The 15,506-nt window shown below is 54.4% G+C and carries 13 protein-coding genes; 5 read left to right on the forward strand and 8 right to left on the reverse strand.

The annotated features are described in order from the left end of the window. Positions 1-28: 28 nt before the first annotated feature. Positions 29-3,301, reverse strand: coding sequence for a TonB-dependent receptor (locus IPM59_02190; protein ID MBK9214403.1), 3,273 nt, complete (start codon positions 3,299-3,301; stop codon positions 29-31). 495 nt (positions 3,302-3,796) lie between these two features. On the opposite strand from IPM59_02190, the gene IPM59_02195 reads away from it, so the two are divergent. Further along, positions 3,797-4,198 carry a hypothetical protein gene (locus tag IPM59_02195; protein ID MBK9214404.1) on the forward strand — a complete coding sequence of 134 codons (402 nt, stop codon included), beginning with the start codon at positions 3,797-3,799 and terminating at the stop codon, positions 4,196-4,198. A 78-nt stretch (positions 4,199-4,276) separates the two neighbouring features. Here IPM59_02195 and IPM59_02200 read toward each other — a convergent pair whose 3' ends face one another. Further along, positions 4,277-6,163: a hypothetical protein gene (locus IPM59_02200; protein MBK9214405.1), complete on the reverse strand. Its 1,887-nt coding sequence runs from the start codon at positions 6,161-6,163 to the stop codon at positions 4,277-4,279. Positions 6,164-6,328: 165 nt separating this feature from the next. Between IPM59_02200 and IPM59_02205 the strand changes: the two genes are divergently transcribed. After that, positions 6,329-8,209, forward strand: coding sequence for a 4Fe-4S binding protein (locus tag IPM59_02205; protein ID MBK9214406.1), 1,881 nt, complete (start codon positions 6,329-6,331; stop codon positions 8,207-8,209). Between the two features lie 7 nt (positions 8,210-8,216). Here IPM59_02205 and IPM59_02210 read toward each other — a convergent pair whose 3' ends face one another. From IPM59_02210 to ruvA, 6 genes are all read right to left on the reverse strand, one after another. After that, positions 8,217-9,677 carry an ATP-dependent DNA ligase gene (locus tag IPM59_02210; protein MBK9214407.1) on the reverse strand — a complete coding sequence of 487 codons (1,461 nt, stop codon included), beginning with the start codon at positions 9,675-9,677 and terminating at the stop codon, positions 8,217-8,219. Beyond that, positions 9,674-10,381, reverse strand: coding sequence for a hypothetical protein (locus IPM59_02215; GenBank protein MBK9214408.1), 708 nt, complete (start codon positions 10,379-10,381; stop codon positions 9,674-9,676). The genes IPM59_02210 and IPM59_02215 overlap by 4 nt, the downstream gene beginning before the upstream one ends. Before the next feature lie 85 nt (positions 10,382-10,466). Continuing rightward, a complete protein-coding gene (locus IPM59_02220) occupies positions 10,467-11,078 on the reverse strand; it encodes a hypothetical protein (GenBank protein ID MBK9214409.1) in 612 nt (203 codons plus the stop codon). Positions 11,079-11,223: 145 nt separating this feature from the next. Then, on the reverse strand, positions 11,224-12,261 hold the full coding sequence (ruvB, locus tag IPM59_02225; protein ID MBK9214410.1) for a Holliday junction branch migration DNA helicase RuvB: 1,038 nt from the start codon (positions 12,259-12,261) through the stop codon (positions 11,224-11,226). 127 nt (positions 12,262-12,388) lie between these two features. After that, a complete protein-coding gene (locus IPM59_02230) occupies positions 12,389-13,147 on the reverse strand; it encodes a CPBP family intramembrane metalloprotease (GenBank protein MBK9214411.1) in 759 nt (252 codons plus the stop codon). Beyond that, positions 13,147-13,755, reverse strand: a complete 609-nt coding sequence (gene ruvA, locus IPM59_02235) for a Holliday junction branch migration protein RuvA (GenBank protein ID MBK9214412.1) — start codon at positions 13,753-13,755, stop codon at positions 13,147-13,149. The genes IPM59_02230 and ruvA overlap by 1 nt, the downstream gene beginning before the upstream one ends. Before the next feature lie 172 nt (positions 13,756-13,927). On the opposite strand from ruvA, the gene IPM59_02240 reads away from it, so the two are divergent. The 3 genes from IPM59_02240 to eutM all read left to right on the forward strand — a co-directional run bounded on the left by IPM59_02240 (position 13,928) and on the right by eutM (position 15,442). Beyond that, on the forward strand, positions 13,928-14,245 hold the full coding sequence (locus tag IPM59_02240; protein MBK9214413.1) for a hypothetical protein: 318 nt from the start codon (positions 13,928-13,930) through the stop codon (positions 14,243-14,245). Positions 14,246-14,318: 73 nt separating this feature from the next. Further along, positions 14,319-15,119, forward strand: a complete 801-nt coding sequence (locus IPM59_02245; protein ID MBK9214414.1) for a class II aldolase/adducin family protein — start codon at positions 14,319-14,321, stop codon at positions 15,117-15,119. Between the two features lie 44 nt (positions 15,120-15,163). After that, entirely contained in the window at positions 15,164-15,442 is a 279-nt protein-coding gene (eutM, locus tag IPM59_02250) for an ethanolamine utilization microcompartment protein EutM (GenBank protein MBK9214415.1), read from the forward strand. The last annotated feature ends 64 nt before the right edge of the window (positions 15,443-15,506 follow it).

Here is a 15,506-nt window from a genome sequence, read left to right on the forward strand (position 1 = left end):
GTGCATAAAGTGCCACAAGGCAAATGAACTACAACTGAAGCCTTACGCCAAACTGCATCTGAAATACCGGCGTGCGGGAGAAGTTACCATTCGTGATCAGATTGCCCGATGAGTTACGCAACTGCATAAACGTCGTATTGGTCGGCCCATTCAAGCCGCAGGCACTCGTTCGATCATTCGAGGCGCAGAACAGAGTCTGATTACCCGCATACTGTATATTCGCATTGTTGAAGAGGTTGAATATCTCCGCCGAAAATATCAGGCGACGTCCTTCGCCAAAACCAAATCCCTTCTGACCACGTACATCAACACCGAACTCAGCATTGTTGCGGAAAGAGTTTCTCGGCATCAAAATACCCGGAGTCAGCAGCGGACGGTCATTGTTATTCCCGTCAGAATTGACATCAGAACCAACTGTGGCATCGAAAGGAACTCCCGACCGAGCCCTGATGGCGCTTGAGACCTCAAACCCATGAGGCAGGAAAAATACGGGATTCGCTACGAACTGGACCTTTCGGTCAAGACGGGCGAGGCCCCATTCGTTCGCCAGATTAAATGAATTCTCGTAGAACAGGCCAGTCGCGTTTCTCTCGTTGTCGTCATCTGAGAGCGACTTCGACAGTGTCAAGTACGCGTTAATGTTTGCCCACCGGTTCGATATTCTCGTCCGCGCGGTAAATGCTCGGAAAAGGGAGCGCCCGGAATCCTCGCGAAGCGTTATGCGATCAAGACCCAGAACTGGTCGATTGTTCCGGTTAAATCGCGGCCGGCCATTCGCATCAGGAGTTGGAACGGGGAGATTAATGTCACGATTACGCTGCAGGTGGGTTGTTTTGACATGGCTGTAATCCACACCAACAACAAAACCGGACATTATTTCGTGCTCATACCCAAATCCAAATTGGAACGACTGCGGGTTCTCATATCCCGGTGCCATAGCGATCACCCTCGAACCGCTCCCCGGTACAATTGGCAGCCCGAGTCGGCCCGCCATCTCGACAAGTTGATCCGAGCTGAGAGCCGGTAAGGCGTTCAGCGCAAATGTGTTCAGGTTGACGTTGATCGTCGCAAACTGTCTGAATACGGTAACGGGAAGGCATGCCCTCGGATCGGCGGGATTCACAACCTGTGGGCACGGGGTACCGGTGGCACCCATGATCGCAACATAATTTGGATTGTTCGTCAGGAAACTATTGTAAGCGGCCACACCGCTCGCGCTGTTTGCTGACAAGGTGCCGGTCGGAAACAGTAGCCCAACCGAGAGGTCTCCAGCTGGCAGACGAAAGTTGTTTACCGGGGCAGCCAGAATAAGGCCGGGTGTCCTGGCGAAATAGAGTCCACTGAAGGCACGAAATACCGATTTGCCATTGCCACGGACATCATAGGCAAATCCCAGTCGCGGCCCATATTGCCACGGGCTATCCGGAATAACCGTCGGATCGACCGATGCTCCGCCAAGAGCCGGAAAGCTGGCATTCTTGACGAAATTGATGATCGCGTCGTTTCCCACTTGTGCAGGTGGGTTGTATTGTTTCTCAACCCGCAGACCGTAATTGAGTGTGAACTTCGGATTGATCCTCCATGCGTCCTGGGCATAGACAGCAAGCTCCTTAACCGTAAAAGCGGCAGCAAGATTACCGATCTGCTGGTTAAAGAACGCTCGGCCAAGGCCGGTCGAGGGATTGACATAATCGAATCTGCGGTCGGTCGTTGACCCCGGGGTTAGGGATAGGTCTTCCAGGCCCGGGTTTCCAGTCTGGTTCGGATTGTAGCTGCCAAACTGGTTAAAGCCGAATATCTGATCCTGGAAGATATCGCTGTATTCTCCACCGATCTTTATGCTGTGATTACCGGCAACTATCGAGAAGCTGTCAACGAATTGGAGACGTCGATCCGACTGGGTCGTCGGGAGGAAGCTACGCGTGCCGTAAAGGCCTACGCCATTAACGGTCACGAGCGCGGTCTGAGCATTCGAGAGGCGCGGCCGTTCACCCTTTGCCCATTGAAATCTAAAGTCGTTGATGTGATTCGCGCTGAATACACTTGTCAATTGGGCTACGAAAACACGATTCTTATCGATCTCAATGCCCTCATTCGTGATTGCGGCATCTACAACCGGATTGAAGAGGACACCTGCGTCACCGACCGAGACGCCATTTTTCCCTTCGCCCTTGTTAATGCTAAAACGGAAGTTTGCCGTGTTTGCTCGGTTTACATTCCAGTCTATCCTACCGAGGGCGGTCCTTGCATCGTTGGTCAGCTCATAGCCGCCTTCCTGCGACGCATAATAGTCATAGGCCTCCTCGTTTAGAGCGGTCCTCGTGATGCCCGATAGCCCAGTGAAGGCAATAATTCTGTCGGCGCGAAACCGCTGTTCTTCATAGGAACCGAAATAGAACAATTTGTTTTTGACTATCGCGCCTCCGACCGAGCCGCCAAATTGATGCTGCGTCGGGCCGGCCTTGATCTTAGTGTTCCTCTCCTGTTCGAGAGCCCTTACCAAGGCATGGTTGCGCGATGCACTCTCAGGACGAAGGAGATAAAATGCGGTTGCGTGGAAATCGTTCGTTCCGCCTTTGGTCACGACATTGACGATACCGCCTGAACTGCGACCAAATTCCGCCGAGTAGCCCGCGGCAACGACCTGAAACTCCTTGATCGATTCCTGCGGAATCGTCGGGGCGAAATTCGATCGCTCACCACCGCGGATGCCGCCGAAGAATGGCTGATTGTAATCCACGCCGTCAACATTAATGTTGGTGTTGATGCCGCGTTGGCCTGAGAGCGAGATCTGATTGCGTTCCGTATCGATCTGCGCCGTCGGTGTCAACGTAGCAAAATCCTGAAATCGGCGTCCGTTGATCGGCAGATTGCTGATGGCCGTCTCACTCAGAACAGCGTCAGAATTGCTCTGCGTGGTCTGAATGCCCTCAGCAGTTACCGTGACCTCAGCCGCGACATTCCCGGCTCCGAGAGCAAAGTTTGCGTCCGTCGCACGTCCGACCTGCACCTGGACCGTCTTGGTCTGTGCGGCAAAACTCCCGCCCGACGCTGTAACACTGTATTCACCGGGCTCTAGAGCAACAAAACGGTAAATACCCTCGCCGCTTGCGGTCACTGTGACCTCGTTGCCCCGGGCCTTACTCGTGGCCTTAACGGTTGCGTTTGGGATCACCGCACCGTTAGCATCGGTAACAACACCGGTAATGGCACCGGTACCAGCCTGAGCAAATGCGGCTGCAGAAAACACAGCGCACATCGCTAGGACCGAAATGAGCTTCATAAACTTTGATATTGTCATCCTCTTGACCTCTTTCTTGTAGTTTGGAACATCAAACAACTATCTATTGCATTTCGATCACGGCTGAGCCGTGGTTGAAATTCAGTTCTTTGGATTTTTCTCTGGCTTTTTGGACAAGTTGTGCTTAAAAACATATTCCTTTTCATGTGCAAAAGCAAGGAGCGATCACGGCAAAAATGCCGTCGAAACACATATTTCGTTGATCTTTGTCCAGATCGCCGCCAGACCTCGACCTAGAAGCGGAACTCAACAGCAATAAGTGAGGCAATTAGGGTTCCTCTCATCCGTTCCGGGCCCTTATTCCCGAACCCTGCGACCAATGTTGCGTTTTGTATCACTTTCTGTTACAAAGTATCTTCCGCGATGCCGCCGCGGCACAGGTATTCGCAAAAAATGGAATACTTGACTTTTTTGTAAAAGTGGCTTAAGTTAGTGTCGCATTTGACGGCCGGAAGGCCAAAAATGCAGTTAAATGAAGCAAGGAAAGGGGAAATAATGCCAGACGTAGAATACGCTACATCATCATACAAGACGCCATTACATCACCGAATAATTGCCAGCATGCCTGTTAAAGCAAGCTGGGTCGATGCCGAAAGCGGAAAAACAGTTAGTGTTGAGGGCTTGACGGAGAATGTTGGTGAATCCAGCGCTCTCGTCAATCTCGACACACTGCCGCCTGTGGGCAGCGAGGTCCGCCTTAGGATCATGGAAGAGAATAAGGCGATCGTCGATGTCAGGACACAGGTTATCCGTGTCGAACGCGATCCGAGCAAACCGATGGCCGCTCTATCAATCGTTGAAAACCTCAAGAAGTGGAAGAATACGGCTATCACGGCTGCCCAAAAGTGGGTGACCAGGCATTGGCAGCTTAACTACGAAGAAGAATGGGTTAACTAACCGTTCGTCGATCGTGGAAGAAAAAGCGGGAGCGTTCCTAGGAACGCTCCCGCAATTTTTACAACGAGGCGATCATGCTTAACAGCGATTACCCTGAGGTACTCGTGAGCATGTCGGCTGGCCGCCCTGTGGGGCCTGAACCAAGACCGAGATCGTCTCGCCTGTCTTAAAGAAACCGAGCCTTGCCATCGTCAGCATCGGGGGACGGTTAGAATCAAATCTGAAATTGTACATGGTGCCCCATCGGATAGCGTTTGCGTTTGCCGACACACCGATCGGATCCGAACTCCAGTAAACATAACCGCCTGAATCAGTCTGCGTCCAAGGAGCGCTGCTGAAGCCCGCATTACCTTCGGTCCCGTCAGCTGCCGATCCCGGATGCTGAGGCGGAGCATGGAAGCCAACATTGCTAAGCGTCACCCCGCTGCCCTGCGGCACGCCGAACGACTGAATAGCGCGGTCGAGGTTCATATTGTAGACCGCATACTCATAGTGCCACACGCCGGGCGACGGATTTGTGACCTTGTAAGCGACCATACCCATGCCGTCTGTGTTTACGGGACGGAATGGAACTATTGTCGCGCCGGTCCAAGCCTCGATCGCAGACTTCATCCGCACCGTCGATCCGGCCGCTGAGAACGAGAATGAGGTCGTTCCCGACACGTTGTAGGGCCGGTACGAAACATTATTGAACATGTTGCACTGGGTAGGATTACTCTGGCACCACGCATACTCATGCGGAGTAACATACTGAGCTTCGGCAAAGTATTTAGCCCCTGGATTCAGGCTTGTGTTCAGGTCTGCCTGCTCGACAAGGATTCGATGCGTCGTTCCGACGTGCGAGTGGCCGCTGTGGCTGTTGTTCGGCGTTGCCGAATCATTCCTGGGATAGAAACCTGTATAAGGATTTATCCATGCACGTGAACCAAGATTTGGTCCTGCGTTCAGGCTCGAACTATAAGGATCAGAGCAGCCGGAACCGAGATTCGAACCGCCGACACCGTTACAGCCTAGGGCACACAGGTTCTGCGTCAGGGCCGTGAATGCATGCTTTACGCTCGACTGGCCGATCTGTTCCATGGTCTGCGTATTATCCGCCCCGCCGCTCATCCTGTAGAGATTCTGCGGGATCACCGGGTGATCATTATTCGGATTGGCATACCAGTGAAGATTCTCCGTGCCGTAGTTACATGAGTCAGTTCCAACCGCCAGGCCGACTTGCGTTCCCGAGCTACCGAACTGTGACAGGCTAACAAGGTCCCCAACAGTCACGTCCGGACCGGGAACCGTCCCTGCCTCAGGTGAAACCGTCGCGGGAAGTGTACTCTCCTGAACCTCGCTGTTGACCACCGTCGTAACCTCGATCGGACGAAGGGTTGCGTTCACAAGTACCGAACCGACAACGGCCCACGGCTGGACGCGACGGCCAAGTTCCGTCGCAAACTGTTCATTCAAGAGAAGTCGCCCGCCGGTGATGGCCAGCCCCTTGCCCGCCGGGCTGTAGTCCCACTGAAAGCCTTCGATATCAAAGAATGTGTAGCCCGAAGCATCGCGAACGGATAGCTCGTAATCCGAGCCCGGCTCATTCGCTACGATCGATAATTGGCTGAGCGACGCATTGAGCCTGGCCGGCAGAGCAGCCGTATTCTGCGACGTCAACGACATCGCTCCCGGCAAAGCACCGCGGAATTCGTCATTGAATGCGATGGTCTTAAAGAACGAATTGGCCGAAATGCCAAAGCGTAACGAAGCGGGCTGTGACTTGACCGCACCTGCCTTAGCGAGGTCGATATCCATCACGACATTACCGTCAGCAATGACCATCTTTTCGAGCAGACCGCTTTCACCGTCACGGCTTGCATCTGCTCGCTGCACAAAAACTGCCCAGGCAACGCCGAGCGATACAACTACACCCAATAGCGGCAAAGCGATACGGAGCCGCCTGCCCGAAAAAATCTTTTTCATCCTTTTCACTCCTGAATTGGTATATCCCAAGGGTTAGATATGAGTCCCTAATGGAAACAGCGCCATAGTTTAGCTAACATAAGAGAGAATGTCAAAAAGATTCGCGTCCTAAAATGAACGTGAGCTTTACGCAATTTTAACCAAGTCGAGAAGCTACGGTCCACTATGAAACCTGGGTGCGAAGGCAGACCCGAGCAAGCAAAAAGACGCGGCGAACTGCCCGTCCTGGCCACGAGCGCGGCAGCGAGCGGCGTCCGCCATTCCCGTAATGCCCGCTGGCGCGCCGCCGCGTTGATCGGCATCAATCTGCTGATCGTTGCCCACGTTATTCAATGGAAACTCACCGGATCTACGATCTCACCGGTTGAGCCGTCAGAATCGATGTTCACACTCCGGAGCGGCGCGGTGAATGCCGGTTTCATATTCTTCAGCGTCGCGATCCTCGCAACCTTGATCTTTGGTCGATTCGTATGCGGTTGGGGCTGCCACGTTGTTGCCTTGCAGGATCTCTGCGGATGGATACTGAAGAAGGTCGGACTCACGCCTAGGCCGTTCCGCTCGCGCCTTCTCATCTTTGTTCCGTTGATGGCGGCGCTGTATATGTTCGTCTGGCCCACGATCGGACGCTATCTGACGAAACCGAAGAACGAACCCCTTATCCCCGAGTTCACAAATCATCTTGTAACGACCGAATTCTGGGCAACATTCCCGTCCGTGGCGGTGGCGATACCCTTTCTATTCATATGTGGCTTCGTTGTGGTTTACTTCTTGGGCCAGAAAGGATTTTGTACCTACGCCTGCCCGTATGGCGGCTTCTTTGGTATTGCAGATAAGCTTGCTCCCGGTAAGATCAGGGTCAATGATGCCTGCAATCAGTGCGGTCATTGCACGGCCGTCTGCACTTCCAATGTCCTCGTCCACGCCGAGGTCAAGCAGTTTGGCATGGTGGTCGATCCGGGCTGCATGAAGTGTCTCGACTGCATTTCCGTCTGTCCAAACGACGCCCTCTACTTTGGCCTGGGAAAACCTTCTATTGCCACGCGTGGCGTATCCGTGACGCGAAGTTACTCGTTGACCTGGCCGGAGGAACTGCTTGCCGGCGCTGTATTTCTCGCCAGTCTGCTGGCGGTTTGGGAAGTTTATCAACTTGTCCCCATGCTGATGGCCCTGGGTATCGCGGCCGTATCGACGTTTCTCGCCGTCCGAACAATAAAATTGTTTCGCTCCGGAGACAGTGCCTTCTACGGACGCAGCCTGCGGTCCGCCGGAAGGATCACAGCCGCAGGCTGGGCGTTTCTCGCGTTTGCAGTCATCTGGCTGGGGCTGAATGCCCACAGTGGCTATGTGCGGTATTACGAACGGAAGGCAAAACTCGCCTTTGAAAAGCTGACGGTCCCAGACGAACTCGCCTTGGCCCAAGCGAACGCGGCCGAGTGGCTTTCACCATCGGATAAGCAGGCCGTCGAGAGCGGAAAGGACGCATTTTACAACGCGCGGCGGGTCAGCCTGTTCACCAACCGCGAGGCCATCTCGAAACTCGCGTGGCTGGAGTATCTTTCTGGTAATAGTCCTCGCGCCGTCGATCTGCTCCGCACGGCAACCGAAAAGCAGACTGGCGAGCAACGCACGCTAAGCCTCTATTATCGGGGCGCGATCCTCAACCGCACCGGCCAATATCGCGAGGCTGTCACAAACCTCGACATGGCGATCACCGAACGGCCCGACCTAATGCCCGCCCGCGAGGAAAGGGGCGAGGCACTATGGCAGATGGGAGCGCGCGAGCAGGCCATACAGGCATGGACCGACGCACTCAAATTGAACGCGAATATGCCGCTGGCAAACTATGTGCTGGCCGGAGCTATGGCCCAAAGCAATGCCGAAGCAGCCTTGCAATACGAGCAGAAGGCGGATCGGGCCGCCCCTGAGAATGCCTACTTTCAGTGGATGTTGGGTCTGCGATTGCAGAACCTCAGGTTCAACGAGTTGGCTGAGAAGCGATTCACCCGTGCAATAGAACTAGATCCTTCGTTCGCATCGAGACGCTAATTACAGGTCACGTTCCAACCTTGTCCCAACCGCCAATAAAGTTTTCCTCGGCCATACGCTTATAGTGCTTGCGCGCCGCCGCCTCGGTCTCGGCTATTCTGATCTCGCGCTGCAGCGGTTCGACACGGTTTGGTGAGAAATCTGTAAGATAAACTACGTAAGCCGGAAACTCAGGCTTGTCCCCCTTATTCGTCTTCCACAGCAGCAGCTTACGCACCATCGTGTTGCCCTTCATCTGCTTGGTATAAACTTCGCGTTCGAGGAGCGTGCTCGGCGTTCCGACATTGTCGTCGGCCGGCTTTTCAGCCGCGGCGACTGTCACCATCTCGGTGAGCTGGTTGATGCTAACGTCCTCGACCGTTGCCTCCTTATCGTCACGAATACGGATGAACTGCGGCGAGATAACGCTTACCAGCGGCATTCGCGAGAGGGCATTGTACCGTTTGCCATCAAATTTGAGGACCATGCGGTTGACCGGCCCGCCGCGCGAACTTTCACTGATCAAGTCAAGACACGAAAGCTCGATCACCGGGCCGGGCTTGATCATTTCGTAAGCCACATAGTCGTTATTGACCGCAACGTAATCCGAAGGGACGATGCGTTTCTTGAGGGTCGCGGCTATCTCTTTACGCTCTTCATCCGAAAAGCCGCCGCCGACGCGTGTCAGTTCATGGAATGTCCCATCGGTGCGCATCACGGCAACTAAGAGATCGTGGAGCAGGCCCTTGCGCTCATCGCTACCCTCGCTGTAACCGATGATCGCGGCGTCTAGATTGTGGCGCAGCTTGATCTTGTACCAGTTTGCCGTGTCGTGCTGAAGAACGATGCCCTCGGAGCCCTTGTCAATGACCCAATCGGCCATCAGTTCGAGGATGTCGTCATTCTTCTTTGTCGGAACGTGTTCGACCGGATGAACCCGCTTACCCTTACCAAACCATTTGTCTGCAAACTGAAAGGCCTTCTTTATAGAGTCGACCTTTTCGCCATTCGCTTCAGCAACATCAAATATCGCAAGTCCGAGCCGCTCCATGTCGACCTCGGACTTTGGATTGCGCAGCACGCTCACGACCTGATGGATACGCAAGCCCTTGCTCTGCTCGGCCTGCATGTAGATCTCGCCGCCGAGAATACAGGAGTTGACCTTCGCAGCTTTTAGTAACTTTTCGGCCTCGTGAAAACACGGCAGGCCGAGGCGAACCGTGCCGCCGGGATTCACGGAGATCAGCTTTTCGCCATTGAAGAAGACAAGCGAGAACTCGCCGTCGTACTTTCGTGTCGCGATATACGCCCGCGCCGCATTTATGCGTCCAATATCCTGGGCTGAGACGGCGCGCATCTTGCCGCCGAGGACCCGCTTGTAATCCTGCGCTCTTGCGTGCAGCGACGGGTCGGCCAGATGGATCGCATCCGCCGTAAAGTAATCGCCCTTCTTCTTAGCGAGGCGTGACTTGTCGACGTCGAGGTTCACTTTCTGCCCGCCTCCGTTGGACGCTTTAGCTCCATATTCGAGAGCTGAAGGATCAGGCAATATGAATCGCCCTTGATATGGCCTTCGAGGAAGGCGTTATACGGCCTCGCACCGCGTGTGAGGATGATCGGCTGATCGCCCTTTTCGCCGCCGCGAAGCAGCATCAGCGAGTCGCGCTTATCGAGCTCTTTTGCCATCTCATAGAGAAAGTCATACGTCAGGCCGTTGACGTGAATAAGCTGTCGCTTGTGCGTAAAGATAAACCGGTGCACGGCTTCGTCCTTCTTGATGAACTTGCCCGACCACCTTAGCGGAATATCTGAGTTGATATTCTGCGGCTGCTTCTGACGCGGCCGCCGCTCGCGAACACTGCCGTCGGCTTTTTTTATGACCTCAAATTCCTCGACGAGGTGAATGATGCCTTTCTTTGAGACATAGACTCGCGACGTGTCGGTCAGGAACATCCCAAATTGTTCCATGTTGATCTCGGGATCGTCCTTGATCAGCGCCTTTGCGACAGCGTTCAAGTCCTTCTTCTTTTTTTGGATTGCCGCCAGATCGTGTCCGATGTCGGCCTTTAGCAGCTTCTGCGTAGTGACCGGTTTGCCTTTGGGATCGACAAAGGCAATCTCCCGTTTCGGCACGACGGCCTCAAACGCCACGACGGCGTCACGACCCTTTTGATTGCTGATGTTTATCGCCATAAGACGAACCACGAAATAACACGAAACACTCACAAAATGCGATCTTTTTTGTTTGTGTATTTTCGTGTCCTTTCGTGGTTCCTCCTTAGAAGAGATCAAAATCGATGTCGTCGCCTAAGATGTCCTGCTCCTCGGTCGCATCGAGTTTGGCGACCTGATTTAGTTTAGAGAAATGAAAATTCGCCTGCTTGCCGATGATCATAAAGGCATCCGAGCCGTTGCCGACGACGAACGCATTGTCGTACTCCGTCCCGCCGCGATAGCTGAACGGGAACCGGTAAATAAGCCCCGCCGAAAGGTGGTCGAGCAAATAATCGATATCGCCGTCCTCATACGGATCGAGCAAATAGACCGATTTTACAAGCTGGGCGAGATAATCGTTGACGTCCGCTTTCTTTAGCTTGTTCGGTTTGGAGAATGACGATTCGACCAGGTCAAGTTCCTTGCCCTCGAGGTTTACTGACTTGAGCGTGTTGCGTTCTATCGAGTTTCCTTTTTCATCCAGCGTCGCGAGGGCCGTGCCGCCTTTGTCGAGTAGCGTTTTTCCGTCCGCCGCCAGCACCAGCAGGTCGGCGGGATCTCCCTTCTCGTCAAACGCCTCTATCTCCATCGAGCCATAGAGCATATCGCGGTCGATCTTGCGGATCGAAACGGAGAACTCCTGCCCGTCGAGCGATAGAACAAGCGGCCTTGCCATATTTATTTGATTCTATTGTATTTGGAACGGCTCGGGCAACGAATTTCTTGGCTGAATGCCGTGTTTTCATTCGTGCATTCGTGGCTAATAACGCATTCGAAAGAAATAGCCACGAATGCACGAATAACCCAAATCAAGACGCTGCCTAGCCGAACAGCGTTGGCGTGTCGACGGCGCGCATCAGGTTGGCGAGGCCGAAGTGCTCGTAGGCAAGTCGTGTCGCAACTCGGCCACGGGGCGTTCGATTGAGAAAGCCGATCTGCAGAAGGTACGGCTCGATGATCTCTTCGATCGAATCTTTTTCCTCGTGGATAGACGCCGACAGCGTGCCGAGGCCGACCGGGCCGCCGTCGAATTTCTCGATGATCGTCTTGAGCAGCTTGGCGTCCATCTCGTCGAGGCCGTAAGAATCAACCTCCATTTTGTCGAGAGCATCGGCGGCAACCTGCTCGGTAATACGTCCGTCATGATCGACTTCGGCGAAGTCGCGAACGCGCCTCAACAGTCGATTAACAATACGCGGCGTGCCGCGTCCACGCCGGGCGATCTCGTGTGAGCCTGCCTCCTCGATTTCAACGCCCAATATCCCCGCCGATCGCTTGCAGATCGTCTGAAGCTCATCAACGCCGTAGAAATCGAGATGAAAGATGATACCAAAGCGGCCTCTCAGCGGTGCCGTTATCAGCCCCGGCCGAGTTGTTGCACCTACGAGGGTAAACTTTGGTAATTCCAGCGTCACAGGCCTGGCCGCCGGCCCTTGCCCGATCATTATCGGAAGGACGTAATCTTCCATCGCCGGATAAAGTATCTCTTCGATCGCGGGATTAAGCCTATGGATCTCGTCGATAAAAAGGACATCTCCTTCTTCAAGATTGCTCAGTATCGCCGCCAGGTCACCGGCTTTCTCAATGATCGGGCCGGCGGTCGATTTGAGGTTAGTGCCCATTTCGTTGGCGACGATATTTGACAGGGTGGTCTTGCCAACGCCCGGCGGGCCGGTAAGCAGAATGTGGTCGAGCGCCTCGCGCCGTTTGAGCGCGGCTTTCATAAAGACGCGCAGGTTCTCTTTCACCTTCTGCTGGCCGATATATTCCTCAAGGCGCGACGGACGCAGGGAAGCCTCGAATTTCGATTCCTCAGGCGAAAGGTCCTCGTTCCTAATATTGATTGCCGCCGTCGTCATGACTTATCAAATGTTACCGCAGATCGCTGTCAGTCAGAACCGCCTGCGTAAGCGGGCGGCCAGTTGGTCTCGTTTGCGGGACTTCAAAGGCAACGGACTGACCGCCCGCTTACGCAGGCGGTTCTGACTAGATCAGCCCCTTGTTCCACAGAGCCAAAATATCCATCGAGAACGCCACCGTGCAATGCAATACGAGGCCGAGCCAGATGGTGCCGTTTCGATAGGATATCCAGCCGAGAAATATTCCGGCGCAGACTGCCGCAAAGGTTTCGGCCATCGGCTTTTGGAAGTGGATCATTGTGTAGGGCACGGTCATCGCGAAGATCGAATAGAACCCAAGCGACGGCTTGAGGCTGTGGACCATAAAACCGCGGAAAAAGAATTCGAGGCCGAAGAACTGGAGAAAATACACAAGCTCCCAGATAAGCAAGGTCGTCGAGAGGTACGGGGCATTGTCATAAACCTGCAGGAACGGATACTTCGACGAAAAGCCGCTCGTCAGCGACATCAGATATGTAAGCGGCAGCATCAGGAGAATGCACACCGCGAGCAGCTTCAGGAACCCCGGCTCGATACGATATGCCAAGCCGATCTCGCTGAGTGGACGCTTCTGAATAAACCGGACGATGACCGCCGGCACAACGAAGTAAAAGAAAACCGAGACCGCGACCCACCAAACCAATGCGTAGAGGTTGTTATTGGTCGCCTTCACCACCTCGTTACCGATGTGCGAGAGCGGCGTTGCCGAAAGCAGTTTCTGCAGGTACCAGGGGTTCTTTAGATATGAGATACACGTCAGGCCAACGGCAGCATAGACGAACGCGAAAACTGCGCGGCGATTGAGCTTTGAAATGTCGCTTCGGATGTGGCGGAGAATGTCGAGCATCACTTCGCCAACATCTGCAAGCTTCGACGGAGCAGCTTTTGAACGCTGATCTCTGTGCCTTCTTTCGCGGCTTGATTCAGGGCTTTTTCAGCGGCGTTTCGTTGGTAACCCAAATTGACTAGGGCGGAGAGTGCGTCATCGAATATCGCATCCTTCGGCAGCGTCGGCCGGGCGTCATCAACCGCTGAGCGTGTGTCGCCTGATAATTCACCGACCTTGTCGCGAAGCTCGATCACCAGACGCTCGGCCGTTTTTCGCCCGACGCCGGGAATGCCCGTCAGCCGTGCCAGATCATCCGTGCGAATCGCCATCACAATATCATCCGCACTCATGCCGGAGAGCATTGCGATGCCAAGCTTGGCACCGACGCCCTGGACAGAGATGAGTCGCAGGAACAGGTCGCGCTCGCGAAGCGTCTTAAAACCATACAGTTGAATGGCGTCCTCGCGAACGTGCGTGTAGATACGCAACTGCACGTCCGACCCAGCCTCGCCGAGCTCGTAAAATGTCGAAAGCGGTATCGAGACCTCGTATCCGACGCCGCTGACATCAATAATTACGGTGCCGGGCTGCTTTTCGAGCAGCTTGCCTGAGAGATAGGCGATCATTGAGGTTGGATTGTAGAGCAATTAGCGCTCGAGGGCAACGAAACTCTGCGTCGCGGCACCAAACCAGGACGACTTGGCGCTTTGCTCGGATCGGGCGTAATATGAAGTTACGATGGCGTGAATCCGATGTTTCACTGCCGACGTACTCAAGAGTCAAGAGGTTTTCAAGATCATGCGTAGTACGGCTTGGATAAAGAGGTTGATCCCATTCGTGGCAACCTTCGCAGTGGGTGTTTTTATAGCCAGTTTTTTTGTTGACGTCGGAGCATCCGGTGACCGCTGCCGCCGCGGCAAAAAACGTCACGAAATGCAGCGGCTGCGCGTAGAGATCGATGAGCTGCGCAATGAGAACCTTCGGCTTCGAAACAGCTTGGAGAGTGGCCACTCGCATGTGGTCCGCGATCTGGAAATGAACCATGAATTTGAAGCGCCGGACTTGGAAGGCCTGTCGGTACCGCCGCCACCGATCGCACCTAAAGACTCAGAATAGATAAATTTTCTACGAAAAGACCACAGATTAACGCCGCCGCGAGGTTTGTGTTAATCTGTGGTTTCCTGTTTCTATGGACGAATCCTCGGCGCGAAAACTCATCGTCGAGATCGGCAAGCTGATGTACGAACGCAGCTATGTCGTCTCGTCTGACGGCAACGTCTCGATACGGTTGGGCGAGAACCTTGTGCTCGCGACGCCCACGATGACTTGCAAGGGCCGCATGACCGAGGATTGCCTTGCATTGACCGACATGGACGGCGGGCCGCTGTCCGACAAGCGTGCATCGAGCGAGCTTGCGATGCATTTGCTCATCTACAAGATGCGACCCGACATCAAGGCCGTCTGCCACGCGCATCCGCCGCACGGGACGGCGTTCGCAGTCGCCGGTATCGCCATCGACAAGCCGATCTTGAGTGAGGTTATATTGACGCTTGGCTGCGTTCCGCTGACCGATTACGGAACACCATCGACAAACGAGCTGACCGAGGCGATGAAGCCATTCGTTGCCCATCACAACGCGCTTCTGATGGCCAATCACGGTGCCGTCGCCTACGGCGAGGACCTGTGGCAGGCCTGGGACCGTCTCGAAACTCTCGAACACACCGCGAAGATCGCGATCCTTGCAAAGGCTCTTGGCGGTGCAAATGATCTGCCTGAGGACGCGATCGAAAAGCTGATCCAGATCCGTGAAAAGGCCGGCTACCTGAAGGAAAACGCCCGATGCCAAGCCTGCGGGTATCTGCACGACGCCAAGATCGCCTGCGACCTCGACATCAGCTATCCGTCTCAGGGCGGCGCGAACGGCAGGAAAATTTCGTTCACGCGCGAAGAATTGATAGAACTTTTGAGCCAAGCGGCAAAATTGGGGTAAACTAGCAAAGCTTTTTCAGTCAGATCGAACCAGGAGCAAACTCAATGCAAGAAGCATTAGGAATGGTTGAAACAAAGGGACTAGTCGCAACGATCGAGGCCGCCGACGCCATGGTCAAGGCCGCAAATGTCCAGCTCGTCTCGTATGAAAAGATCGGCGCCGGTTTTGTGACGGCGATCGTCCGCGGCGATGTCGCGGCCGTTAAGGCCGCCACCGATGCCGGTGCCGCGGCTGCGCGACGCGTCGGCGAACTTGTCAGCGTCCATGTCATCCCGCGTCCGCACGCAAGCGTGGACGAAACGCTGCCGGTCGTCCGGAAGTAAGTTCAAAGTTCAAGGTTCCAAGTTCAAGGTCGGTTGAACGATCTTTACTTTGAACATTGAACTT

This window comes from Chloracidobacterium sp. (assembly GCA_016715795.1).
Taxonomy (GTDB): Bacteria; Acidobacteriota; Blastocatellia; order Pyrinomonadales; family Pyrinomonadaceae; genus OLB17.